The organism is Pseudaquabacterium pictum, assembly GCF_005403045.1.
Lineage (GTDB): Bacteria > Pseudomonadota > Gammaproteobacteria > Burkholderiales > Burkholderiaceae_C > Pseudaquabacterium > Pseudaquabacterium pictum.
Genome location: NZ_BJCL01000004.1, coordinates 344,936 through 367,817 on the forward strand (window position 1 = coordinate 344,936; position 22,882 = coordinate 367,817).

Sequence of the window (22,882 nt, forward strand, 5' to 3'; positions counted from 1 at the left end):
CCAGGGGAGGCGAGTCTGACGCCCCGCCGCGCCACCGGCACTGCGTTGAATGACGTATTCGGCCTGCGCAGGGCTTCTCCGACAGTCGTGGCCATGGCGACTGACGCCGTCAGCACCGTCAAGCCCACGACGCCTTCCACCCTGGAGAACCCCGCATGTCGAACCCGCATGACCATGATCTGAAGTCGGCCCAGCGCCGCCGCCTGCTGCAAGGTGCCGCCGCGGTGCCGCTGGCCGGCATCCCGGCCTGGGCGGCTGCCCAGCCCTTCCCCACCGCCAAGGTCAACACCACCGGCAAGGCCATCACCGACACCGAGGTGACGGTGGGCCAGCTGCACTCGGGCACCGGCACCATGGCCATCAGCGAGACCGGCTCCATCCAGGCCGAGCAGCTGGCGATCGACGAGATCAATGCGATGGGCGGCATCCTGGGCCGCAAGATCAAGGTCATCAAGGAGGACGGCGCCAGCGACTGGCCCACCTTTGCCGAAAAGAGCAAGAAGCTGCTGGTCAACGACAAGGTGGCCGCCGTGTTCGGCTGCTGGACCAGCGCCTCGCGCAAGGCGGTGCTGCCGGTGTTCGAGAAGGAGAACGGCATCCTCTACTACCCGACCTTCTACGAGGGCCTGGAGCAGAGCAAGAACGTGATCTACACCGGCCAGGAGGCCACGCAGCAGATCCTGTACGGCCTGGACTGGGCGCAGAAGGAGAAGAAGGCCAAGACCGTCTTCCTGATCGGCTCGGACTACATCTGGCCGCGCACCTCGATGAAGATCGCCCGCAAGCACATCGAGAACTTCCAGAAGGGCAAGGTCGTCGGCGAGGAGTACTACCCGCTGGGCAGCACCAACTTCGGCAGCCTGATGAACAAGATCAAGGTGCAGAAGCCCGACCTGATCTTCACCGCGGTGGTGGGCGGCTCCAACGTGGCCTTCTACAAGGCACTGAAGGCCGCCGGCATCACCGGTGACAAGCAGCTGCTGCTGACGCTGAGCGTCACCGAGGACGAGATGACCGGCGTGGGCGGTGAGAACTTCCAGGGCTTCTACTCGTCGATGAAGTACTTCCAGAGCCTGGACAACGAGAACAACAAGAAGTTCGTGGCCGCCTTCAAGGCCAAGTACGGCAAGGACGCGGTGATCGGCGACGTGACCCAGGCCGCCTACCTGGGCCCGTGGCTGTGGAAGGCCGCGGTGGAGATGGCCGGCAGCTTCGACGTCGACAAGGTGGTGGCCGCCTCGCGCAGCGGCAAGATCGAGCTGAAGACCGCCCCCGAGGGCTACGTCAAGCTCGACCCCAACCACCACCTGTGGAGCAAGTCGCGCATCGCCATGGGCATGCCCGACGCCACCTTCAAGGTGGTGGCGGAGAGCCCCAACCTGATCAAGCCCGATCCGTTCCCCAAAGGATATCAATAACCCCCCCCGAAGCGGCTTCGCCGCTCCCCCCCAGGGGGGCCACCCCAGTGGCCCGGCGAAGCCGGTTCCACGGGGTGTGTTTGGTTTGACGGTGGACTGCGTGGGAGCGTTGGCGTGAACTTCTCTGAAATGCTGAACATCGGGCTGATGCAGGGCTTTGCCGGCCTCAGCCTGTTTGCGGTGCTGCTGCTGATGGGCCTGGGGCTGGCCATCATCTTTGGCCAGATGGGCGTGATCAACATGGCGCATGGCGAGTTCATGACCATCGGCGCCTACACCATCTACCTGGGCAGCACGTTGGCCGAGAAGTTCGCGCCGCACCTGATGTCGGTTTACTTCCCCTTCGCCATCGTGCTGGCCTTCTGCTTCGCCTTTGCGCTGGGCTGGCTGGTGGAATGGGCGCTGATCCGGCACCTGTACAAGCGCCCGCTGGACACCCTGCTGGCCACCTGGGGCATCAGCCTGGCGCTGCAGCAGTGCTTCCGCAGCTTCATCGGGCCCAAGGAAGTGTCGCCCACCCTGCCCGACTGGCTGCTGGGCTCCTGGGCGCCCCACCCCGGGCTGGACATTCCGATCAACGGCATGTTCGTGCTGGGGCTCACCACCTTCGTCACCTGCGCCGTGCTGCTGGCGCTGGCCAAGAGCCGCTGGGGCCTGCGGGTGCGCGCCACCGTCAGCAACCGGGTGATGGCCAATGCCATCGGCATCAACACCCAGAAGACCGACCGCCTGACCTTCGCCATCGGCTGCGGCATCGCCGGCGTGGCCGGCGCGGCCTTCACCACCATCGGCTCCACCGGGCCGACCTCGGGCTCGCTGTACATCGTCGACAGCTTCCTCGTCGTCACCTTCGGCGGCGCCGCCAGCCTGCTGGGCACGGTGGTCTCGGCCTTCGGCATCGCCCAGACCCAGTCGATCACCGAATTCTTCCTGTCAGGCTCGATGGCCAAGGTGATCACGCTGTCGCTGATCGTGCTGATCCTGATGGTGCGGCCGCAGGGGCTGTTCGCCTCCAAGGTTCGGCGCTGAACTGTTACCGGAGCACCTCCCGATGAATGCACTGAAAGACCTGATCAAGCGCTACCAGCTGGCCAGCCTGCTGCTGCTGACCGTGCTGCTGGCGGTGGTGCTGCCGCTGACCCTGGACATCTTCCGCCTCAACCTGGTGGGCAAGTACCTGACCTATGCCTTCGTCGCCATCGGCCTGGTGATGGTGTGGGGCTACGGCGGCGTGCTGAGCCTGGGCCAGGGCGTGTTCTTCGGCCTGGGCGGCTATGCGATGGCGATGTTCCTGAAGCTGGAGGCCAGCGACCCCATCACCACCAAGATCCAGAGCACGCCCGGCATCCCCGACTTCATGGACTGGAACCAGCTGACGGCGCTGCCGCTGTTCTGGGAGCCCTTCCGCTACCTCAGCTTCACCCTGGTCGCCATCGTCGCGGTGCCGATGCTGCTGGCCTGGATCATCAGCTTCGCGATGTTCAAGCGCCGGGTGGGCGGGGTGTACTTCGCCATCATCACCCAGGCGGTGGCGCTGATCCTCACCGTGCTGATCATCGGCCAGCAGGGCTACACCGGCGGCGTCAACGGCATGACCGACCTGAAGACGGTGCTGGGCTGGGACACCCGCACCGACAGCGCCAAGTACATCCTCTACTACCTGTGCGTGGCCCTGCTGGTGGCCAGCATCCTGCTGTGCCGCTGGATGCAGACCGGCAAGGCCGGCACCCTGCTGCTGGCCATGCGCGACAAGGAAGACCGGGTGCGCTTCTCCGGCTACGACGTGGCCAACTTCCGCATCTTCACCTTCTGCCTGGCGGCGGGGCTGTCGGGCATCGGCGGCGCGCTGTTCTCGCTGCAGGTGGGCTTCATGTCGCCCAGCTTCGTCGGCATCGTGCCCAGCATCGAGATGGTGATCTACGCGGCGGTGGGCGGCCGCATGAGCCTGGTGGGCGCGGTCTACGGCGCGCTGATCGTCAATGCCGGCAAGACCTTCTTCTCCGAAAGCTTCCCCGAGCTGTGGCTGTTCATGATGGCTGCGCTGTTCATCGGCGTGACCATGGCCTTCCCGATGGGCCTGGCCGGGCTGTGGGAAAGCCATGTGATGCCCTGGTGGAAGAAGCGTGCCGCCGCCAAGGCACCGGCACCCGTCGCACCGCTGCCTGCCACGCCGGCTCCCAAGGCGGCGGCCGGCACCGACACCCCGCCCCTGCCGCCTGGCGTGAGCGGCCAGCAGGCTGCCTGAGCAAGGACTGCCCACCATGAGCAACACCGACTACGCCCTGGCCATCGAGGACCTGACCGTCAGCTTCGACGGCTTCAAGGCCATCGACGCGCTGACCCTGTACATCGACAAGAACGAGCTGCGGGTGATCATCGGCCCCAACGGCGCCGGCAAGACCACCCTGCTGGACCTGATCTGCGGCAAGACCAAGGCCGCGGCCGGCAGCATCAAGTTCAAGAACACCGAGCTGACGAAGATGGCCGAGTTCCAGCGGGTGCGCCTGGGCATCGGCCGCAAGTTCCAGACACCGTCGATCTACGAGAACCTGAGCGTCTTCCAGAACCTGGAGGTCTCGTACCCCAAGGGCCGCTCGGTGTTCGGTGCGCTCGCCTTCAAGTGCACCGACGAGGTCAAGGCCCGGGTGCAGGTGGTGGCCGACGACATCCACCTGGCCGACAAGCTCGACACCGAGGCCGGCCTGCTGAGCCACGGCCAGAAGCAGTGGCTGGAGATCGGCATGCTGCTGATGCAGGACCCGGAGCTGCTGCTGCTGGACGAGCCGATTGCCGGCATGAGCGCCCGCGAGCGCGAGATGACCGCCGAGCTGCTGCAGCGCATCTGCCAGAACCGCAGCGTGGTCGTGATCGAGCACGACATGGACTTCGTCAAGCAGATCGCCCACAAGGTGACGGTGATGCACCAGGGAAAGATCCTCGCCGAAGGCTCGATGGACAAGGTGCAGAACGACCCGAAGGTCATCGACGTCTACCTCGGCCATTGAAGGAGCAGCACACATGTTGAGCGTGAAGGACCTGTTCGTGGCCTATGGCCAAAGCGAGGCGCTGCACGGCATCTCGTTCGAGGCAGAGAAGAAGGAGACGGTGGCCATCATGGGCCGCAACGGCATGGGCAAGACCACGCTGTTCAAGAGCCTGATGGGCGTGCTGCCCACCAAGAGCGGCAGCGTCAGCGTGGCGGGCCAGGAGATCAGCAAGGACGAGAGCTACCGCCGCGTGGCCAAGGGCATCGCCTATGTGCCGCAGGGCCGGATGATCTTCCCGACGCTGAGCGTGGAAGAGAACATCCAGACCGGGCTGGAGAACGCCAAGCACCGCCGCATCCCGGAGGAGATCTACGCGCTGTTCCCGGTGCTGTGGGACATGCGCCGCCGCAAGGGCGGCAACCTGTCGGGCGGGCAGCAGCAGCAGTTAGCCATCGCCCGCGCGCTGGTGACCGATCCGAAGGTGCTGCTGCTCGACGAGCCCACCGAAGGCATCCAGCCCTCGATCATCAAGGACATCGCCAAGGCGCTGAACGAGATCCGCAAGATGCGCGACATCACCATCGTGGTGAGCGAGCAGGTGCTGAGCTTTGCGCTGGACGTGGCCGACCGGCTGTTCGTCATCGAAGGCGGCCGCCTGGTGCACGAGACGCGCCGCGCCGACACCGATGTCGCCCACATCAAGCAATACCTGTCGGTCTGACAGGTCCCACTTTCCCACCCCGCACCGCAGGAGATGCACATGGCCGAGACCCTGATCAGCGTTGACCTCACCAAGAGCCCGCTGGAAAACGAGAACATCCACAACCGCTGGCACCCCGACATCCCGATGGCCTGCTGGGTGAACCCGGGGGATGACTTCATCCTGGAAACCTTCGACTGGACCGGCGGCTTCATCAAGAACAACGACTCGGCCGATGACGTGCGCGACATCGACCTGAGCACGGTGCACTACCTCAGCGGCCCGGTGGGCGTGAAGGGCGCCGAGCCGGGCGACCTGCTGGTGGTGGAGCTGCTGGACATCGGCGCCAAGCAGGACAGCCTGTGGGGCTTCAACGGCTTCTTCAGCAAGAAGAACGGCGGCGGCTTCCTGACCGAGCACTTCCCCCAGGCGCAGAAGTCGATCTGGGACATCGAAGGCATGTTCACCAAGAGCCGGCATGTGCCGGGCGTGCGCTATGCCGGCCTGATCCACCCCGGCCTGATCGGCTGCCTGCCCGACCCCAAGATGCTGGAGGCCTGGAACGCGCGTGAGCAGGCCCTGATCGACACCGATCCCACCGGCAGCCTGGCCAACCCGCCGTTTGCCGGCACAGCCCACATGGGCAAGATGACCGGGGATGCCAAGGCCAAGGCCGCCGCCGAAGCGGCGCGCACCGTGCCCCCGCGTGAACATGGTGGCAACTGCGACATCAAGGACCTGTCGCGTGGCGCCAAGGTCTACTTCCCGGTCTATGTCGATGGCGCCGGCCTGAGCGTGGGCGACCTGCACTTCTCCCAGGGCGACGGCGAGATCACCTTCTGCGGCGCCATCGAGATGGCCGGCTGGGTGCACATGAAGGTGACGCTGATCAAGGGCGGCATGGCCAAGTACGGCATCAAGAACCCGATCTTCAAGCCCAGCCCGATCACGCCCACCTACAACGACTACCTGATCTTCGAAGGCATCAGCGTCGACGAGAGCGGCAAGCAGTACTACCTGGATGTGAACGTGGCCTACCGACAGGCCTGCCTGAACGCCATCGAGTACCTGAAGAAGTTCGGCTACTCCGGCGCCCAGGCCTACAGCATCCTGGGCACGGCACCGGTGCAGGGCCACATCAGCGGCGTGGTGGATGTGCCCAACGCCTGCGCCACGCTGTGGCTGCCCACGCAGATCTTCGATTTCGACATCAACCCCAGCGCCGCCGGGCCGGTGAAGCACCTGGATGGCTCGGTGGTGATGCCGCTGTCGCCCGACCTCTGAGCGCCGGAGCCGCCGCCATGCCCACCTACGACTACGCCTGCGGCGACTGCGGCGGCTTCGACGCCTTCCGCAGCCTGGCCGACCGCAACGAGCCTGCGCTGTGCCCCGATTGCGGCGGCGCGTCACCCCGGGTGTTTGCCACCGCGCCGCGGCTGGCGCTGATGGACGGCGGCACCCGCACCGCCATGGCCACCAATGAGCGGGCGCGGCACGAGCCCCGCCGGTCAGGCGACTACGCGCGGCTGAAGCACCCCGCCGGCTGCGGCTGCTGCAGCACCGGCGTGGGCAAGAAGGCGACGGTGACCGGCGCCAACGGCAACAAGGCCTTTCCCAGCAAGCGGCCCTGGATGATCAGCCACTGAGGCTGGCAGCCGCGCTCAGATCGGCAGCTGCGTCGTCGACAGCACCTGCTTCAGCCCCATGAACGAGCGCACCTGGCGCACGCCGGGCAGGTGCAGCAGCTGCTCGGCATGCAGGCGGTTGAAGCTCTCGTTGTCGCGGGTGCGGACGATCATGAAGTAGTCGAACTCGCCGGTGATGACATGGCATTCCATGCAGCCGGAGACCTGGGTCACCGCCTTCTCGAAGGCCGCGAACGATTCCGGCGTCGACCGGTCGAGCACCACGCCGATCATCACCACCATGCCGGCATCCAGCGCCCGCGGGTTCAGCAGCGCCACGATGTCCTGGATCAGGCCCAGCTTCTTCAAGCGGTCCACCCGCCGCAGGCAGGCCGGCGCACTCAGGTTGACCTTGCGGGACAGTGCCACGTTCGACACCGAGGCATCGCGCTGCAGCGCCCGCAGGATCTGCCGGTCGGTGCGGTCGAGCTCGGCGTCCGGCAACGGCTCAACAGCTGCCCTCGTCTGATGAACTTTTGTTGTGCTCAAGATGCGTTTCCTGCAATTCTGATGGCTTGAATCATTGAATGAAATGATCTTCGTGCGCAAGCAGCCTTGATTTTGCAACCCTGTGACGCGCCATCTTTTTTAGCATGGCGGCGTGCTGTCATCACGCCAGGAACTGCCATGAACCTCGACCGTTATCCCCGCCACCCGCTCACCTTCGGCCCCTCGCCGATCCAGCCGCTCAAGCGCCTGAGCGCCCACCTCGGCGGCAAGGTGGACCTCTACGCCAAGCGCGAGGACTGCAACAGCGGCCTGGCCTTCGGCGGCAACAAGACCCGCAAGCTGGAGTACCTGATCCCCGAGGCGCTGGCACAGGGCTGCGACACGCTGGTGTCGATCGGCGGCATCCAGTCCAACCAGACCCGCCAGGTGGCCGCGGTGGCTGCCCACCTGGGCCTGCGCTGCGTGCTGGTGCAGGAGAACTGGGTCAACTATTCCGATGCGGTCTACGACCGGGTCGGCAACATCGAGATGTCGCGCATCCTGGGTGCCGACGTGCGGTTGGACGCCGCGGGCTTCGACATCGGCATCCGCCCCAGCTGGGAGCAGGCGATGGAAGACGTGCGGCGTGCCGGCGGCAAGCCGTTCCCGATCCCGGCCGGCTGCTCCGAGCATCCGCTGGGCGGCCTGGGCTTTGTCGGCTTTGCCGAAGAGGTGCGCGCCCAGGAGGCCGAGATGGGCATCCGCTTCGACTACATCGTGGTCTGCTCGGTCACCGGCAGCACCCAGGCCGGCATGGTGGTGGGCTTCGCGGCCGACGGCCGGGCCGACCGGGTCATCGGCATCGATGCCTCGGCCAAGCCGGAGCAGACCCGCGCGCAGATCCTGCGCATCGCCCGCCACACCGCCGAGCTGGTGGACCTGGGCCGGCCGATCACCGAGGCCGACGTGGTGCTCGACACCCGCTTCGGCGGCCCCGAGTACGGTCTGCCGAACGAGGGCACGCTGGAAGCCATCCGCCTGTGCGCCCGCCAGGAAGGCATGCTGACCGACCCGGTCTACGAGGGCAAGTCGATGCACGGCATGATCGAGATGGTGCGCCAGGGCGAGTTCCCGGCCGGCTCGAAGGTGCTGTACGCCCACCTGGGCGGCGTGCCGGCGCTCAACGCCTACAGCTTCCTGTTCCGCAACGGCTGAGCGGCGGAGCGGCACGCGCCCGGCCTGTCGCGGGCGTGAAGCAGCCACGCCGGCCACGCTGGCAGCATCGGGTGTCCCCACCCCTGCGAAGGCGACGCCATGACCGATCTCGTCCACCTGCTGGTCGACCAGCCCCTGCCCGGCGTCAGCCGCCTGACGCTGAACCGCCCGGAGAAGCGCAATGCGCTGAACAACCAGCTCCGCGGCGAGTTGCTGGCCATGCTGGAGCAGAACGACCGCGACGAGGCGGTGCGGGTCACCATCCTCCGCGGCGCCGGCCCGGCCTTCTGCGCCGGCTATGACCTGTCGGCCGACAACCGCCAGGGCCAGCCGTACCACACGGCCGGCGGGCTGGGCCAGTGGCCGCGCCATGTGGTCGACGGCTGGTTCCGCATCTGGGATCTGGCCAAGCCGGTGATCGCCCAGGTGCATGGCTGGTGCCTAGCCGGCGGCAGCGAGCTGGCCACCGCCTGTGATCTTGTCTACGTGGCCGACGATGCCCGCATCGGCTACCCGCCGGTGCGGCTGAGGAGCCCGCCCGACATGCAGTTCCACCCCTGGACCATGGGCATGCGCCAGGCCATGGAATCGATGCTGACCGGCGATGCGCTGAGCGGCCAGGAGGCCGCCGCCCGCGGCTGGGCCAACCGCGCCCACCCGGCCGATGCGCTGGACGCCGAGGTGCTGGCCGTGGCCGGCCGCGTGGCCCAGCTGCCCATCGAGCTGGCGGCCATCAACAAGCGCAGCGTGCACCGGGCGATGGAGATCATGGGCCTGCGCGCGGCCATCCGCGCCGGCACGGAGCTGCAGGCCCTGGCCTTCCAGACCCCCGCCAGCCAGGCCTACATGGGCCGCTTCCGCCGCGATGGCGAGAGCGTCAGCGCCCTGCTCAGCGAACGCGACGCCGCCTTCGGCGACTACCGCGAAGGCGGCGGCTGAGCGGCCGGGCCAGGACGGCCCGCCCATCCCCCCGACAGACCAGACGGCGGGCCCCCGGTCCGCTGCGGGATGGATGCGCCCGGGCCCTGCCTCTGCGGATGATGGGACACCGGATGCATCCGCAACCGGTGCGGCGCACGATCGCAAGGCCGGGCAGCGCCGTGGCATCCGGCCACCCCCAGGAGATTCCCACATGGGCAAGTCGACCACCCTCCAGCAGCTGACCCCCGGCCATGAAGGCGACACGCCACCGGCCGCGCTGGCCAGCGAGGCCACGCAGTACGAGACCCTGCAAGGCCTGAACTTCAACCTGCTCGACCCGAACGCCGAGTCCAGCAACGCCGTGGACCCCGAGTCCGCCGCAGGCACCACCGAGTACGAGGGCTCGCTGGGTGGCGAAGCCGCCGACGAGGCCTTCGCTGGAACGCCACCCGACGCGCTGCTGGGCAGTTACGACGCCAGCGAAACGGCTGGCATGGACGAAGTCATCATCGGCAGCGACGACCGGGTGCGCGTGGGCAACACCACGGCCTACCCCTGGCGCGCGATCTGCGGGCTGAAGATCACCGCAGCCAACGGCAAGCGCTTCATCGGCACCGGCTGGATGGTCTCGCCGCGCACGGTGATCACCGCGGGCCACTGCGTCTTCATGCACAACGAAGGCGGCTGGGCGCGGTCGGTCGAGGTGGTGCCGGGGCTCAACGATGCGTCGCGCCCGTACGGCAGCGCCTCCAGCGGTGCGCTGCGCAGCGTGACCGGCTGGACCCAGTCGCGCAACCGCGAGTACGACTACGGCGCCATCATCCTGCCGGCCAACGCCCGCCTGGGCGCGCGCACAGGCTGGTTCGGCCTGGCGGTGCGCGACGATGCCTTCCTGCGGGCGGCCAGCCTGAACCTGTCGGGCTACCCCGGCGACAAGGGCGGCAACCAGCAGTGGTTCATGGCGCAGCGGGCCAAGAGCGTGTCGGGCCGCGTCATCACCTACAACATCGACACCATGGGCGGCCAGAGCGGCTCACCGGTGTGGATCCTGCAGAACGGCCAGCGCTACGGCGTGGGCGTGCACACCAACGGCTCCAGCAGCGGCAACTCGGCCACGCGCATCAACACCGACGTGTTCAACCGCATGATGGCGTGGAAGAACGAAGGCGCCTGAGCACCGCCACCATGCCGACCTTCCAGCTGCAATTGCTGCGTGCCGACGGCCAGCCGGCCGCGGATGCGCTGGTGTCGGTGGCTGCCGCCCCAGGTGCGATGCCGGACCTGGGGCTGGTGGCCGATGCGGCCGGCCGGCTGTCGATCGACGGCCCGGCCGGCGCCTACAGCCTCAGCATCTGGCTGGACGGGCGCGCGCACCGCGTGCCGTGCGATCTGCGCGCCGGTGCCGGCACCGTGGTGCTGCGGCTGCCCGGCTGAGCCGCACCGACGGTGGCGCGCGGAGCGCCGCCGACAATGCAGGGCCGGATCCCACCACCCTGCCCATGCCGCACCCGCCACCGCTGCCGCACGACACCCTGGACCGCCTGCGCGCCGGGGCCCTGGCCGGCACCACCCGGCTGGACCTGCGCGGCTGCGGCCTCACGGCGCTGCCACCCGAGGTGGTCCGGCTGGCCGACACGCTGCAGATCCTCGACCTGTCAGGCAATGCGCTGACCGACCTGCCCGACAGCCTGCCCCGCTTGCACCGGCTGCGGGTGCTGTTCGCCTCCGACAACCCGTTCACCACCCTGCCGGCGGTGCTGGGCCGCTGCCCGGCGCTGCAGCTGGTCGGCTTCAAGGCCTGCCGCATCACCACCGTGCCGGCCGAAGCCCTGCCGCCCACGCTGCGCTGGCTGATCCTCACCGACAACCAGATCGAGACGCTGCCGGACACACTGGGCCGCTGCGCCCCGCTGCAGAAGCTGATGCTGGCCGGCAACCGGCTGCGCCGCCTGCCCGACAGCATCGTCCGCTGCCGGCGGCTGGAGCTGGTGCGCCTGGCGGCCAACCAGTTCGCCACGTTGGCCGACGCGCTGCCGGCCGGCCTGCTGGCCCTGCCGCAGCTGGCCTGGGTGGCGCATGCCGGCAATCCGTTCAGCGCCGGGCTGGAACAGCAGGCCGAGCAGTCGGCACCTGCCGCGCCCATCCCCTGGGCGGCGCTGCAGCTGCAGGGCCTGCTGGGCGAGGGCGCCTCGGGCCACATCCATGCCGCGCTGTGGCAGGCCGGCACGGCGGCCGGGGTGCCGGTGGCCGTCAAGCTGTTCAAGGGCGCGATCACCAGCGATGGCCTGCCACGCAGCGAGATGGCCGCCTGCATGGCCGCCGGCGACCATCCGCACTTGGTGGGCGTGCTGGGCCGGGTGGCAGGCCACCCGCAGGGCACGCCGGGCCTGGTGCTGCGCCGCATCCCGCCCGGCCATGCCAACCTGGCCGCGCCGCCCAGCCTGGACAGCTGCAGCCGCGATGTCTATGCCAGCGGGCTGCGCCTGCAGGCCACCGCCGCGCTGGCCATCGCCAGCGGCATGCAGTCGGCACTGGACCACCTGCACCGGCAGGGGCTGGCCCATGGCGACCTGTATGCGCACAACATCCTGGTGGACGTGCAGGGGCAGGCGCTGCTGGGCGACTTCGGCGCGGCGTCCTTCCTGCCGGTCGACGACCCGGTGCGCCGTGCTGCCCTGGTGCGTTTCGACCAGCGTGCATTGGCCGTGCTGCAGGACGAACTGGCCGGCCTGTGCGACGACGCCGCCACGGCCGGGGCCCTGCGCGATGCCGCCCGCCGTCAGGCGGCCTGACGCCGGGCGTTCACACCCTGTCAGCCCAGCAGCTGGGTCGGCTTGAAGGCGTCGCCGATCACCGCCGTCTGCGGAAAGCCATCGTCATGGCGCTCGAACCGGTCCGGCGCGGCCACCTTGCGGCGCGCCGTGGCCGGCGCATCGTCCTGCTGGGGTGCCGGCGGCCGCGCGGCCAGCTCGGCCTGCAGCTTGCCGATCTGGCGCCGCGCCTGCTCGGTGTGGGCCTGGGCGGTCTGCCGCGTCACCTTCAGCTGCATTTCCAGCTGATCGATCTTGCGCTGGTGGTGGCGCGCGCTGGCCCACCAGCCGGCGGCCAGCAGCACCGCCGCAGCGTTGGCCCACATCAAGTACTGCAACATCGTCAGGCACTCCATGCGGCCACAAGAAGCCGCTGATCCGTGGGCTATCGGCGCCTGCACGAGGGTCTTGAGGACGGTGTGCGCTACGTCAATCAACGTATTCACGCGCGGGGGGCGGGTCGCGACATTGGGATGCATCCACTCCATCCACGCGAGGCCCTGCCATGCACCACGGCGACATTTCCAGCAGCAAGGACACCGTCGGCGTCGCGGTCGTCAACTACAAGATGCCGCGGCTGCACAGCAAGGCCGAGGTGATCGCCAACGCGAAGAAGATCGCCGAGATGGTGGTCGGCATGAAGGTGGGCCTGCCGGGCATGGACCTGGTGGTCTTCCCCGAGTACAGCACCCACGGCATCATGTACGACAGCCAGGAGATGTACGACACCGCGGCCAGCGTGCCGGGCGACGAGACCGAGATCTTCGCCGCCGCCTGCCGCCAGGCCAAGGTCTGGGGCGTGTTCTCGCTGACCGGCGAGCGCCATGAGGAGCACCCGCACAAGGCGCCGTACAACACGCTCATCCTGATGAACGACCAGGGCGAGATCGTCCAGAAGTACCGCAAGATCATGCCCTGGGTGCCGATCGAGGGCTGGTACCCCGGCAACTGCACCTACGTGTCGGACGGCCCCAAGGGCCTGAAGATCAGCCTGATCATCTGCGACGACGGCAACTACCCCGAGATCTGGCGCGACTGCGCGATGAAGGGTGCCGAGCTGATCATCCGCTGCCAGGGCTACATGTATCCGGCCAAGGAGCAGCAGATCCTCATCAGCAAGGCCATGGCCTTCGCCAACAACTGCTATGTGGCGGTGGCCAATGCCTCGGGCTTCGATGGTGTCTACAGCTACTTCGGCCACAGCGCCATCATCGGCTTCGACGGCCGCACGCTGGGCGAATGCGGCGAGGAGGACATGGGCGTGCAGTACGCCGCGCTCAGCAAGCACCTGATCCGCGACTTTCGCAAGAACGGCCAGAGCGAGAACCACCTGTTCAAGCTGCTGCACCGCGGCTACACCGGCCTGATCAACAGCCGCGAGGGCGACCAGGGCGTGGCCGCCTGCCCCTACGACTTCTACAGCCAGTGGATCAACGACCCCGAGGGCACGCGCAAGAAGGTGGAAGCCTTCACCCGCAGCACCGTCGGCACGGAAGAGGCGCCGATCCCCGGCATCCCGAATCCGGACACCATCGGCCACCGCTGACCCCGCCGCCGCCATGGCCCATTCCGATGCCCAGGCCCTGGCCGCCTGGCGCCTGGCTGCCGAACCGTTCTACCAGCCCACCGGCGACGAGGTGGCCCGCTTCCAGGCGGCCACCGCGCAGCGCCTGCCGGTGCTGATCAAGGGCCCCACCGGCTGCGGCAAGACCCGCTTCGTCGAGCACATGGCCTGGCGGCTGGGCCGGCCGCTGGTCACCGTGGCCTGCCATGAAGACCTGAGCGCCGGCGACCTGGTCGGCCGCTGGCTGCTGGATGCCGAGGGCACCCGCTGGCAGGACGGGCCGCTCACCCTGGCCGCCAGGCATGGCGCACTCTGCTACCTGGACGAGCTGGTCGAGGCCCGCGCCGATGCCACCGTCGTCATCCACCCGCTGACCGACACCCGCCGCATGCTGCCGCTGGCCCAGCGCGACGAGGTGGTGCCGGCGCATCCGGATTTCCAGCTGGTGGTGTCCTACAACCCCTCGCCGCTGGCGCGCGAGATGAAGACCAGCACCCGGCAGCGCTTCTGCGCGCTGGAGTTCGGCTACCCCGCGCCCGAGCGCGAAGCCGGCATCGTGGCGCGCGAATCCGGCCTGGACATCGGCCGCAGCGCCGCCATCGTGGCCTTCGGCGTGCGCACCCGGCGGCTGCAGGGCCAGGGGCTGGACGAAGGCGCGTCCACCCGCATGCTGGTGCATGCGGCGCTGCTGGTGCAGCAGGGCCTGGCGGTGGGCGCCGCCTGCGCCATGGCCGTGGCCGACGCGCTGAGCGACGAGCCCGGCGTGCGCCAGGCCCTGCATGCGGCGCTGGACGCCTCGTTCTGACCGGGCCGCCCGGCATGCACGCCCTGGCCGCTGCCACCGCGCCCGCGCAACCGCTGGCCCAGTGGCTGCGCCTGCTGTGGGACGCCGCCCCGCCGCTGCACCTGGACAGCGCGGCGCCCTACATCGCCGATGGCGGCATCCACCTGCCGCCGCAGCCACTGTGGCAACAGCACTGCGCCGCCGCGGCCCATGCGGCGGCGCACCTGGTCTATTCGCCCCGCCGCTTCGACGCCGCCGGCCTGGTGCCCACCGCCCGCGCCCTGCTGGCCCTGCTGGAAGACGCCCGGGTGGAAGCCCTGGCCATGCGCGAGCTGCCCGGCCTGGCCCGGCTGTGGCGGCCGCTGCACACCGCCAGCCCGGCCAGCGGCCACGGCTGCGAGGCCCTGCTGGCCCGGCTGGCCCGTGCGCTGGCCGACCCCGCCTACCAGGACGCCCACCCCTGGGTGGCCAAGGGCCGGCGGCTGTTCTTCCTGGACGAGGGCCTGGGCCTGCCGGCACTGCGCACGCCCGACGAGCTGCGCAGCGCCGCGCTGCGTCTGGGCCATGACATCGGCCAGATGCGCCTGCCGTTCAACAGCAAGGGCTACCGCCCGTCACCCGCCTACCGCGACGACCACCGCTGGATGTGGGCCGCCGACCAGCTCGACACCGTGCAGCCACCACCGGCGCCACAGCCCCAGCCCGCCGATGCCCAAGCCGAGCCCGACCCCGGCGAGGTGCCGCTGCCCGAGACGGTGACCCACCACCCCGAATGGGACCGGCTGATCCACCGCCTGCGGCCCGACTGGGCGCGGGTGGTGGAGCAACCCGCCGGGGCCATCGCGGCCGTTGACCTGCCGCTGCCCGCCGCACCGGCGCCATTGGCACGCCGCCTGCTGGCGCCGCTGCAGGCCCTGGCGCGCCCGCTGGCGCCACGCGGGCGCGCGGCCGATGGCGAGCGCTTCCACCTGGAGGCGCTGCTGGCCTGGCAGACGGCGCGCCGCTGCGGGCTGGCGGGTGATGGCCGTGTCTTCCGCGCCCGCCAGCCGGTGGCGGCGCGGGCCACGGTGTGGCTGCTGATCGACCAGTCGGTGTCCACCGCGGCGGCGCTGCGCACCGATCCGCCGGGCGGGCCCAGCGTGCTGCAGGCCGCTGCCGCCGGCGTGGCGGCCACTGCCAACGCGCTGCAGGCGCTGGGCGTGGCCTGCGGCGTGGCGGCCTTCCGCTCACACGGCCGGCACGCAGTGCGCTGGCACACGCTGCAGGCACCGGGCGCCAGCGATGCCGATCTGCTGCGGCAGCGGCTGCAGGCGCTGCGGCCGGCCGGATCCACCCGGCTGGGCGCGGCGTTGCGGCATGCCACCCGGCAGCTGGCGGGCGGGCGGGCCGGCGCACGCTGGGTGCTGCTGGTCTCCGACGGTCAACCGCACGACATCGACGTGCACGACCCGCGCTACCTGGTCGACGATGCCCGCCAGGCGGTGCAGGCCGCGCGCCGCCGGGGTGTGCGCATGGCCTGCCTGCACCTGGCCGGCCAGCCGGCGCCCGAGGCACTGCGCGTCTTCGGCCGCGCCGGCACGCAGACCGTGGCCGACCTGGCCGCCCTGCCCCGCGCGCTGCGCCGGCTGGTGGGCTGACGGTCCGACCGAGGCGCCCACCTGGCCCGCCGACTGGTGCTTGATGGCTCCTTCGGGCGATGTGGCCCGGCAGCGGCCGGCGCAGACTGCCGGCATGCACAACACCCTGCCCCCCACCCACGCCCGCCCCGGCCCCGTGCCGGGTTCCGCCACCGGGGCCCATGGCGCCCCGGCGCCATTGCCGATCCCCTGGCAGCCCAAGCCGCTGTCCAGCGCCCGCAGCGGGCTGCGGGTGCTGCCCGACGGCCGCCTGCACTGCTGGATCGAGCACGCCACCGTGCGCGGCGTCACGCCCGAGATGCTGTGCTGGTGGTTCCAGCACCTGGAAGGCGAGATCACCCACCATGGCGTGCGCACCCAGCGCTACCGCGTCTGGCACCCGCTGGACCATGTGCAGGTGCACTACCACGCCCGCTGCCGGGACGGCAGCATCGGCCCCGGCGCGGTGCTGCACCTCACCGAGATGCTGGGCGCCGACCCGGCCTCCACCGTGGATGTGCGCAGCCGCATCGTGCGGCTGGACGCCGGCGGCTTCGGCCACCGCCCGCGGGTGCACGGCCTGCCGCTGGCGGCGATGGACTACACCTTCGAGGCCGTGCCCGGCGGCACCCGCTATGTCAACAGCCTGACCGTGGGCCTGCCCTCGGCCTGGGCGCGGCCGCTGAATGCGCTGATCCGCCGCTTCGTCTTCAACCGCGCGCGGGGCGAGGCCTGGCTGCGGCACAACGTCGAGGAAGTGGGCCAGTTCGAACACTTCCTGCCGCAGCTGTACGCCGACGAAGCCGGGCGCTGAGTGCCCGCCAGCGCGGCGCCACGCCCATCCGCGGCCTTGTGCGCGCCCGCGGCAGGCCACACACTGTGGGCATGTCACAGAGCAGCAACCCACCGTCCGTCCTCACCGCCACCCCGCGCACCCGCGCCATCGCCGACAACCCGCGCCTGGCCACCCGTGCCACCGCGCTGCTGCAGACCTTCCGCGCCTTCGTGCAGCTGGATGCGCAGGACGCCGCCACCGTGGTGGCCTACCTGCGCGAAGTGAGCTACGCGCCGGGCGAGGTGCTGTTCCGCGCCGGCGACACCCAGGCCGTGGCCCACCTGCTGCTGCTGCTGGAGGGCGAGGTGTCGGTGGAGACCGGCACCCATCTGCCGGGCCTGGAGGTGCCGATCGCGGTGCTGGGCGCCGGCTCGGTGCTGGGCGAGATGGCCGTGCTCGACGGCGCGCCGCGCTCGGCCACCTGCACGGCCGTCACCCCGGTGAAGGCCGCCGGCCTGGCCCGCCGCGGCCTGGAGCGGCTGATCGACGAACACCCCAAGGTGGCCGCCAGGCTGATGGTCGTGCTGGCCCAGCACATGGCCGAGCGCCTGCGTGCGCTGGACGACCAGCTGCGCATGTACGGGCAGATCCACTCGGCGATCGGGCGGACTGGGGGCTGAGACGTTGTGAGCGCGCCGGGCGTGGCGGTGTTCAGCCGCCTGGCGCCGGCGGGCGGCCGTCGGCGGGCGTGGCCAGTGCCTGCTGCACGGCATGCAGCAGGCGCTCCAGCAATTCTTCCTTGGGCAGCACCTCGGGGATGCCCAGCTGGCGCGCGCGCTGCCGCAGGTCGTCGGTGACCAGACCGCTGACCAGGATGACGCGTGTGCCCGGCGAGGCCTGCCGGACCGCCTCGGCAACCCCCAGGCCGGACAGGCCGGGCATGTTGAAGTCGGTGACGACGACGTCGACCTGACCGCCTGTGGCGCCCAGGGCTGCCAGCGCCGCCTCGCCGCTCGCGGCGACCCGGACCGTGTGGCCGGCGCGCTGCAGCAGGGCCAGTGCGGTGAGGGCCACCACCTCGTCGTCGTCCACATACAGGATGCGTGCGCAGCGCTGGCTGGTCATCCCACCGGGGTCCGCGGCAGCCGGCATCGCGGTCGCGGGCGGCTGCGCATCGCCCGCCTCGGCGGCCGGGGCGCTGGCCAGCGGGAGGAAGACGCTGATGCGCGTGCCACGGCCGGGCTCGCTGTCCACGCGGATGGCACCGGCGTGCTCCGTGACCACGCCGTGCACCACCGCCAGGCCCAGGCCGGTGCCACGGCCTGGCGGCTTGGTGGTGAAGAACGGCTCGAAGATGCGGGCGCGCACCACCGCGTCCATGCCATGGCCGTCGTCGTCGACGTGCAGGCAGGCATGGTCACCCGCCGCCAGGCCCAGCAGGCGGGCGTCGGGCGCGGTCAAGCTGCAGCATTCCAGCGCCACACGCACTTCGCCGGTTTCGGCGGGCAGGGCCTGCCAGGCGTTGGTGCACAGGTTCATCAGCAGTTGCTGGATCTGCGCGCCGTCCACCCGCGCCCACAGGGGCACGGGTGATGGCTGCACCTGCAGGCGGACCGTGGGCGGCAGCGTCGAACGCATCAGGGCCATGGCCTCATCGACCAGGGGCTGCAAGGGCTGCACCGCCTGTTCACGCGGGGCCTGGCGGCTGAAGGTGAGGATCTGCCGCACCAGCTGCCGCGCACGGTTGCCCGCCTGGCGCACCAGCCGAAGCCGCGCCTGGGCCGGTGAGTCGGGCGGGATGTCCTGCTGGGCCAGGCCGACATTGCCCAGGATGGCCGCCAGCATGTTGTTGAAGTCGTGTGCCACGCCGCCGGCCAGCGTGCCGATGGCTTCCAGGCGCTGCCGTTCCTGCAGCCTGTCGGCCAGGCGCTGGCGCTCGGTGACGTCGCGGATGATCATGCTGGTGGCCTGCTGACCGTCACCATCGGTGTAGATGTTCGACGAGACCTCGGCCTCGAACAGGCTGCCATCCACGCGACGCATGCGCAGCGCGCCCGACACACGGCCGCTGCGGCTGCGCTCCTGCAGCAGCGTGGCCAGCCGCGGGTCGGTCCCATCGACCAGGCGCTCACGCGGCAGCGACTGCAGCGTCTGGACATCGGCGCCAAACAGGGCACAGGCCGAGGCGTTGGCCGCGAGCACCCGGCCGTCCGGCCGCGTGCGCAGCACGGCGTCGAAGCTGTGCTCGAAGAGCATGCGAAAGCGCGCCTCCGACAGCTGCAGCTGGTCGCGTTCCTTCATCAGTTCCTGCGCGGCGTCGCCCAGCTGCGCCTGGGTCTTCAGATTGGCCTGCGCCAGCGTGCGTGTCAGCGCCGCCAAGGCCAGGGAGAGCCCGGCACCGAAGAGCACCAGGATCCCGGTGCTTTCCTGTCCCGCCCATGCCCCACCGTGCGGATGGGCCGTCACCGTCCACTGGCGGTCGGCCACGGTGATGCGGCCGCTCCAGAACGGCGCCGCCGCCTGGGCCTGGCGGTCGGGCGCCGAATCGAAGAGCAGGCCCATGACCGCGCCGGCCAGGGCCTGCTCGTCGACGACGCGCAGCCGCATCAGCCGTGCCAGGTGCGGCGGCAGCACCGCATTCACCAGCGGCTGCACACGGAACCCGACGCCCACCACGCCAAGTGCGTTCGCGCGCCGCCCGGCCTCGGTGGGCGGCGTGGCGCCGCCGCGGTAGAGCGCGGCGCGGACGACGATGCTGGTCAGCGCCGGGTCCAGGGGCTTGTTGCGGTCGCGCGCCAGTTGCAGCGGGCCGGTGGCGACGTAGCGGCCGGTGGCCAGCGCCCGGTCGACATCGGCGCGGTAGCGCTGGCCGGGGTCGTAGAGGTCATAGCCGAACGACGGCGGGTCGTCGGGGTAGAGGTGGCGCAGCACCATGTAGTGGCTCCGCGGCCCGGGCGGGTGCACGCGGAACTCGGGGTGGCCTTGCGGCAGCACGCTGCGGTCGGCACGGGCCCGCGCCTCGAAGGCGGCGAGCCCGTCTTCCGGCACCAGCTCCGCGATGAAGCTCAGGTTCAGGCCAGGGTAGCGGTCCTGCAGCGACAGCGCCTGCACATAGTGCAGGAACTCGGCGTCGGTGGGCGACTGCTGCAGCATGCCGTAGACGCGCAGACCGGGCAGCGTGTCGAGGTAGCCCCGCACCTTGTCTTCCAGTGCGCGGGCAACCTCGCGGGCCTCGCGCTCCAGCACCGTGCGGCGCTGGTCGCTTTCACGGTGGAAGGACCAGAAGCCCAGCGCTGCAGTCAGCCCCAGGCCGACGATGAGCACCCACGCTGGAAGCCAGCGCAAGCGCGCAGACGCTTCCGTGGGACGAAGGGGCATGCTGCGCATGGAAGGGAACGTCCCGGTTGGACAGGCCGGCCATTCTGCGCGGAACCGTGATCGGGCCATGCGACAACTTGTCGCGGGCCCGTTGCGGTGATGTGGCCATCAGGCCGGTGCCCTCTGGCGCCACACGCCCGGACGGTTCACCGCGACGGATCGATCAGCACCTTGGCGCCCGTGTTGCGCGCGGTGTAGTAGGCGATGGTGTCGGCCTGCAGCGCCTCGGCCAGCGACACGGTGCGGGCATAGTGGCTGGCGAAGGTGGTCTTCAGCTCGGCGGCCACCCGCTCACGCAGGGCCTGGGCGGCCTGCGGACCGATCTTCTGCAGGAACGGGAACAGCAGCCAGCCGCCGATGCCCCAGGCCATGCCGAAGCTGCGGGTGATCTCGGTGGGCCGGGTATCGAGCATGCCGTACAGGTAGACCTGCTTGTGCACCGCCGATCCATAGCGGCTGTACTCCTTGGCATTGCGGTTGATCGCCGCCTCCATGCCCTGCAGGATCTGCCCGGCCAAGGTGCCGCCGCCGGTGGCGTCGAACGCGATGGTGGCGCCGGTGGCGGCCAGCGCGTCGGTCAGGTCGGCCATGAAGCTGGGCGCGCTGGTGTCGCACACGTGTTGCGCGCCGATGCCGCGCAGCAGCGCTGCCTGCTCGGGCTTGCGCACGATGTTGACCAGGGCGATGCCGTCCTTCTGGCAGATCTTGTTGAGCATCTGGCCCAGGTTGCTGGCGGCGGCGGTGTGCACCAGGGCGGTGTGGCCCTCGCGCTTCATCGTCTCCACCATGCCCAGCGCGGTGAGCGGGTTGACGAAGCAGGAGGCGCCGTCGGCCGCCGTGGCATCGGCGGGCAGCGCCAGGCACTGGCTGGCCGGCATGGCGCGGTACTGGGCATACATCGCACCGCCGATCACCGCCACCGTCTTGCCCAGCAGGGCCTGCGCGGCAGGTGATGCACCGGCGGCCACCACCCGACCGGCGCCTTCATTGCCCACCGGCAGGCTCTGGCCCAGGCGGCCGGCCATGGCGGGCATGGCGCGCTCGGGGATGGGCGCGGTCACCACCGGCCGGTCGGCCGTGCCGGCCACCGTCAGCGCGGCCAGGTTGCCGGCGCCGAACAGCAGGCCGATGTCCGACGGGTTGATCGGCGTGGCCTGCACCTGGATCAGCACCTCGTCGGGGCCGGGCGTGGGCACGGGCACCGATTCCAGATGCACGGTGAGGGTGGCGTCGGGCTGCACGGTGGAGCGCAGCTGCAGGGCGGTGGTGGGAAGGGTCATGGTGTCTCCTGGTGTGGTCGGGGATCGGGTCAGAGCTTGTACACGCGCCGGGCCGTGCCTTCGAACAGCGCGGCCTTCTCGTCGGCGCTGGCACCGGCGGCGATGCGCTTGAACGCATTCCACAGCACCGCGTAGCTGGCGCCGCCCTTGTCGACCGGGAAGTTGCTCTCGAACATGCAGCGCTGCGCGCCGAACTGGGTGATGGCCGTCTCCACCCAGGGCCGCCAGGCGGCGGCCACTTGCTGGGATGTGGGTGGCACGGGCTGCGCATGGTGGTCGAACACACCGATGCGCATGCCCAGGCCACCGAGCTTGACGCTGACGTTGGGGCAGCTCGCCAGCTCGGCCATGTGGGTGCGCCATTGCGCGAAGGTGGCGTCGGTCTGTCCGGCGTACGGCCCCACGCCCAGTGGTCCGCCCAGGTGGTTGAGGATGATCGCCGTGTCGGGGAAGGCGCGGGCCAGTGCCGTCACCTCGGGCAGCTGCGGGTGGTACTGCCAGGCCTCGAAGCTCAGCCCCAGCGGCGCCAGCTGCGCAAAGCCCTGGCGGAAGCTGGCGTCTCCGTACAGGCCCGGCGGCGGTTTGGTGTGGCTGTTGTGGATCAGCGGGCTGGCATCCCAGCCGCCGGCGTGGCGGATACCCTTGAAGCGCCCGCCCGGCCCGCCGGCCGCGGCAATGTGGGCAGCCAGCACGGCCTGCACCGCGGCGCCCAGGGTCAGGTCGGCATGGCTGACGATGCCGGCACAGGCGCGCAGCTCGCCGTAGGTGCCGCTGGCACACATCGCGGCCACGCCGTTGGCAAACTCGGTCTCGCCCACCGGGCGCAGCGCGGCGGGGCCGTCGGCGCGGTAGAAGGCCACACAGTCGACGAACACCGTGGCCACGATGCGGTGGCCGCTGCCGGTGTCGGCCCGCAGCTCATCGAGCAGGTAGCGGTGGCGCTTGTGGTCCCACAGGTGGTGGTGGGGGTCGACGATGGGCAGGTCGGGCGCCAGGATCTCCTCGGCCGGACCCAAGGCCAGCCAGGCATCGTTGGGCAGGATGCCGGTGCCGATGGCCTCGCGGGATTTTTCGGGCACGGGAGGGCTGGCCATGTCTCGCTCCTGATGGTTGTTGTGCGCGGATCATCCGTGCCAGGTTGCGGGCGGGCTGTCACCGAGAGGTCTGTGGAGCGGCCGGTTGGGGCTCGTTGTGGACGTTTGGTTCTGCGCGATCGCGCCGGGCCGGGAGGGCCTGTTTTGCTCCATGTCCCCCGTCCTACACGCCGCAAGCGGCGAATAGGACTCCGCCTCTACCTCCGCAAAACAGGCCCTCCCGGCC

22 protein-coding genes are annotated in these 22,882 nt (G+C 70.2%); 17 read left to right on the forward strand and 5 right to left on the reverse strand.

Annotation, left to right across the window (positions count from 1 at the left end; genetic code table 11):
• Window positions 1-155: 155 nt before the first annotated feature.
• The 7 genes from urtA to FFT10_RS11120 all read left to right on the forward strand — a co-directional run bounded on the left by urtA (window position 156) and on the right by FFT10_RS11120 (window position 6,751).
• The gene (urtA, locus tag FFT10_RS11090; RefSeq protein WP_137732879.1) at window positions 156-1,418 is read left to right on the forward strand and encodes an urea ABC transporter substrate-binding protein; all 1,263 of its coding nucleotides are present in this window, start codon (window positions 156-158) and stop codon (window positions 1,416-1,418) included.
• Between the two features lie 129 nt (window positions 1,419-1,547).
• Window positions 1,548-2,447, forward strand: coding sequence for an urea ABC transporter permease subunit UrtB (gene urtB / locus FFT10_RS11095; RefSeq protein WP_373282502.1), 900 nt, complete (start codon window positions 1,548-1,550; stop codon window positions 2,445-2,447).
• 22 nt (window positions 2,448-2,469) lie between these two features.
• Window positions 2,470-3,663 (forward strand): urea ABC transporter permease subunit UrtC, encoded by a 1,194-nt coding sequence (gene urtC / locus FFT10_RS11100; RefSeq protein ID WP_137732881.1) that lies wholly within the window; start codon window positions 2,470-2,472, stop codon window positions 3,661-3,663.
• A gap of 16 nt (window positions 3,664-3,679) precedes the next feature.
• A complete protein-coding gene (gene urtD, locus FFT10_RS11105; RefSeq protein ID WP_137732882.1) occupies window positions 3,680-4,423 on the forward strand; it encodes an urea ABC transporter ATP-binding protein UrtD in 744 nt (247 codons plus the stop codon).
• A 13-nt stretch (window positions 4,424-4,436) separates the two neighbouring features.
• Window positions 4,437-5,126: an urea ABC transporter ATP-binding subunit UrtE gene (urtE, locus tag FFT10_RS11110; RefSeq protein ID WP_137732883.1), complete on the forward strand. Its 690-nt coding sequence runs from the start codon at window positions 4,437-4,439 to the stop codon at window positions 5,124-5,126.
• A 39-nt stretch (window positions 5,127-5,165) separates the two neighbouring features.
• Window positions 5,166-6,389 (forward strand): formamidase, encoded by a 1,224-nt coding sequence (gene fmdA, locus FFT10_RS11115; RefSeq protein ID WP_137732884.1) that lies wholly within the window; start codon window positions 5,166-5,168, stop codon window positions 6,387-6,389.
• A 17-nt stretch (window positions 6,390-6,406) separates the two neighbouring features.
• Window positions 6,407-6,751, forward strand: a complete 345-nt coding sequence (locus tag FFT10_RS11120; protein ID WP_137732885.1) for an FmdB family zinc ribbon protein — start codon at window positions 6,407-6,409, stop codon at window positions 6,749-6,751.
• Between the two features lie 15 nt (window positions 6,752-6,766).
• On the opposite strand, the gene FFT10_RS11125 is transcribed toward FFT10_RS11120, so the two are convergent.
• Entirely contained in the window at window positions 6,767-7,279 is a 513-nt protein-coding gene (locus tag FFT10_RS11125; protein ID WP_137732886.1) for an Lrp/AsnC family transcriptional regulator, read from the reverse strand.
• Between the two features lie 138 nt (window positions 7,280-7,417).
• On the opposite strand from FFT10_RS11125, the gene FFT10_RS11130 reads away from it, so the two are divergent.
• From FFT10_RS11130 to FFT10_RS11150, 5 genes are all read left to right on the forward strand, one after another.
• Window positions 7,418-8,434 (forward strand): 1-aminocyclopropane-1-carboxylate deaminase, encoded by a 1,017-nt coding sequence (locus FFT10_RS11130; protein ID WP_137732887.1) that lies wholly within the window; start codon window positions 7,418-7,420, stop codon window positions 8,432-8,434.
• 99 nt (window positions 8,435-8,533) lie between these two features.
• Complete coding sequence (locus tag FFT10_RS11135; protein WP_137732888.1) at window positions 8,534-9,373, forward strand: enoyl-CoA hydratase-related protein; 840 nt, start codon at window positions 8,534-8,536, stop codon at window positions 9,371-9,373.
• A 193-nt stretch (window positions 9,374-9,566) separates the two neighbouring features.
• Complete coding sequence (locus FFT10_RS11140) at window positions 9,567-10,529, forward strand: trypsin-like serine peptidase (protein ID WP_228027062.1); 963 nt, start codon at window positions 9,567-9,569, stop codon at window positions 10,527-10,529.
• 11 nt (window positions 10,530-10,540) lie between these two features.
• Entirely contained in the window at window positions 10,541-10,789 is a 249-nt protein-coding gene (locus tag FFT10_RS11145) for a carboxypeptidase regulatory-like domain-containing protein (protein ID WP_137732889.1), read from the forward strand.
• Between the two features lie 65 nt (window positions 10,790-10,854).
• Window positions 10,855-12,147, forward strand: a complete 1,293-nt coding sequence (locus tag FFT10_RS11150; RefSeq protein WP_137732890.1) for a leucine-rich repeat-containing protein kinase family protein — start codon at window positions 10,855-10,857, stop codon at window positions 12,145-12,147.
• A 20-nt stretch (window positions 12,148-12,167) separates the two neighbouring features.
• Here FFT10_RS11150 and FFT10_RS11155 read toward each other — a convergent pair whose 3' ends face one another.
• Window positions 12,168-12,506, reverse strand: coding sequence for a hypothetical protein (locus FFT10_RS11155; RefSeq protein ID WP_137732891.1), 339 nt, complete (start codon window positions 12,504-12,506; stop codon window positions 12,168-12,170).
• 164 nt (window positions 12,507-12,670) lie between these two features.
• On the opposite strand from FFT10_RS11155, the gene FFT10_RS11160 reads away from it, so the two are divergent.
• The 5 genes from FFT10_RS11160 (at window position 12,671) to FFT10_RS11180 (ending at window position 17,584) form a co-directional block, all read left to right on the forward strand.
• Window positions 12,671-13,711: an aliphatic amidase gene (locus FFT10_RS11160; protein ID WP_137732892.1), complete on the forward strand. Its 1,041-nt coding sequence runs from the start codon at window positions 12,671-12,673 to the stop codon at window positions 13,709-13,711.
• Between the two features lie 13 nt (window positions 13,712-13,724).
• Window positions 13,725-14,534, forward strand: a complete 810-nt coding sequence (locus FFT10_RS11165; RefSeq protein WP_137732893.1) for a CbbQ/NirQ/NorQ/GpvN family protein — start codon at window positions 13,725-13,727, stop codon at window positions 14,532-14,534.
• A 14-nt stretch (window positions 14,535-14,548) separates the two neighbouring features.
• Window positions 14,549-16,150, forward strand: coding sequence for a nitric oxide reductase activation protein NorD (locus FFT10_RS11170; RefSeq protein ID WP_137732894.1), 1,602 nt, complete (start codon window positions 14,549-14,551; stop codon window positions 16,148-16,150).
• A gap of 94 nt (window positions 16,151-16,244) precedes the next feature.
• The gene (locus tag FFT10_RS11175) at window positions 16,245-16,943 is read left to right on the forward strand and encodes a DAPG hydrolase family protein (RefSeq protein WP_162520772.1); all 699 of its coding nucleotides are present in this window, start codon (window positions 16,245-16,247) and stop codon (window positions 16,941-16,943) included.
• Between the two features lie 71 nt (window positions 16,944-17,014).
• A complete protein-coding gene (locus tag FFT10_RS11180; RefSeq protein ID WP_137732895.1) occupies window positions 17,015-17,584 on the forward strand; it encodes a Crp/Fnr family transcriptional regulator in 570 nt (189 codons plus the stop codon).
• 31 nt (window positions 17,585-17,615) lie between these two features.
• On the opposite strand, the gene FFT10_RS11185 is transcribed toward FFT10_RS11180, so the two are convergent.
• From FFT10_RS11185 to FFT10_RS11195, 3 genes are all read right to left on the reverse strand, one after another.
• Window positions 17,616-20,249, reverse strand: coding sequence for a CHASE domain-containing protein (locus tag FFT10_RS11185; RefSeq protein WP_162520773.1), 2,634 nt, complete (start codon window positions 20,247-20,249; stop codon window positions 17,616-17,618).
• Window positions 20,250-20,428: 179 nt separating this feature from the next.
• Entirely contained in the window at window positions 20,429-21,562 is a 1,134-nt protein-coding gene (locus FFT10_RS11190; RefSeq protein ID WP_137732897.1) for a zinc-binding dehydrogenase, read from the reverse strand.
• Between the two features lie 29 nt (window positions 21,563-21,591).
• On the reverse strand, window positions 21,592-22,656 hold the full coding sequence (locus FFT10_RS11195; RefSeq protein ID WP_137732898.1) for an amidohydrolase family protein: 1,065 nt from the start codon (window positions 22,654-22,656) through the stop codon (window positions 21,592-21,594).
• Window positions 22,657-22,882 lie beyond the last annotated feature (226 nt).

Excerpts from the sequence above, each read along its gene's own strand:
- FFT10_RS11120 (WP_137732885.1), top strand. The coding sequence starts at position 6,407 with ATGCCCACCTACGACTACGCCTGCGGCGACTGCGGCGGCTTCGACGCC.
- FFT10_RS11180 (WP_137732895.1), top strand. The coding sequence starts at position 17,015 with ATGTCACAGAGCAGCAACCCACCGTCCGTCCTCACCGCCACCCCGCGC.
- FFT10_RS11165 (WP_137732893.1), top strand. The coding sequence starts at position 13,725 with ATGGCCCATTCCGATGCCCAGGCCCTGGCCGCCTGGCGCCTGGCTGCC.
- FFT10_RS11130 (WP_137732887.1), top strand. The coding sequence starts at position 7,418 with ATGAACCTCGACCGTTATCCCCGCCACCCGCTCACCTTCGGCCCCTCG.
- fmdA (WP_137732884.1), top strand. The coding sequence starts at position 5,166 with ATGGCCGAGACCCTGATCAGCGTTGACCTCACCAAGAGCCCGCTGGAA.
- FFT10_RS11195 (WP_137732898.1), bottom strand. The coding sequence starts at position 22,656 with ATGGCCAGCCCTCCCGTGCCCGAAAAATCCCGCGAGGCCATCGGCACC.
- FFT10_RS11145 (WP_137732889.1), top strand. The coding sequence starts at position 10,541 with ATGCCGACCTTCCAGCTGCAATTGCTGCGTGCCGACGGCCAGCCGGCC.
- FFT10_RS11170 (WP_137732894.1), top strand. The coding sequence starts at position 14,549 with ATGCACGCCCTGGCCGCTGCCACCGCGCCCGCGCAACCGCTGGCCCAG.
- urtB (WP_373282502.1), top strand. The coding sequence starts at position 1,548 with ATGCTGAACATCGGGCTGATGCAGGGCTTTGCCGGCCTCAGCCTGTTT.
- FFT10_RS11160 (WP_137732892.1), top strand. The coding sequence starts at position 12,671 with ATGCACCACGGCGACATTTCCAGCAGCAAGGACACCGTCGGCGTCGCG.
- urtA (WP_137732879.1), top strand. The coding sequence starts at position 156 with ATGTCGAACCCGCATGACCATGATCTGAAGTCGGCCCAGCGCCGCCGC.
- urtE (WP_137732883.1), top strand. The coding sequence starts at position 4,437 with ATGTTGAGCGTGAAGGACCTGTTCGTGGCCTATGGCCAAAGCGAGGCG.
- FFT10_RS11155 (WP_137732891.1), bottom strand. The coding sequence starts at position 12,506 with ATGTTGCAGTACTTGATGTGGGCCAACGCTGCGGCGGTGCTGCTGGCC.
- FFT10_RS11135 (WP_137732888.1), top strand. The coding sequence starts at position 8,534 with ATGACCGATCTCGTCCACCTGCTGGTCGACCAGCCCCTGCCCGGCGTC.
- urtD (WP_137732882.1), top strand. The coding sequence starts at position 3,680 with ATGAGCAACACCGACTACGCCCTGGCCATCGAGGACCTGACCGTCAGC.
- FFT10_RS11150 (WP_137732890.1), top strand. The coding sequence starts at position 10,855 with ATGCCGCACCCGCCACCGCTGCCGCACGACACCCTGGACCGCCTGCGC.
- FFT10_RS11140 (WP_228027062.1), top strand. The coding sequence starts at position 9,567 with ATGGGCAAGTCGACCACCCTCCAGCAGCTGACCCCCGGCCATGAAGGC.
- FFT10_RS11190 (WP_137732897.1), bottom strand. The coding sequence starts at position 21,562 with ATGACCCTTCCCACCACCGCCCTGCAGCTGCGCTCCACCGTGCAGCCC.
- urtC (WP_137732881.1), top strand. The coding sequence starts at position 2,470 with ATGAATGCACTGAAAGACCTGATCAAGCGCTACCAGCTGGCCAGCCTG.
- FFT10_RS11175 (WP_162520772.1), top strand. The coding sequence starts at position 16,245 with ATGCACAACACCCTGCCCCCCACCCACGCCCGCCCCGGCCCCGTGCCG.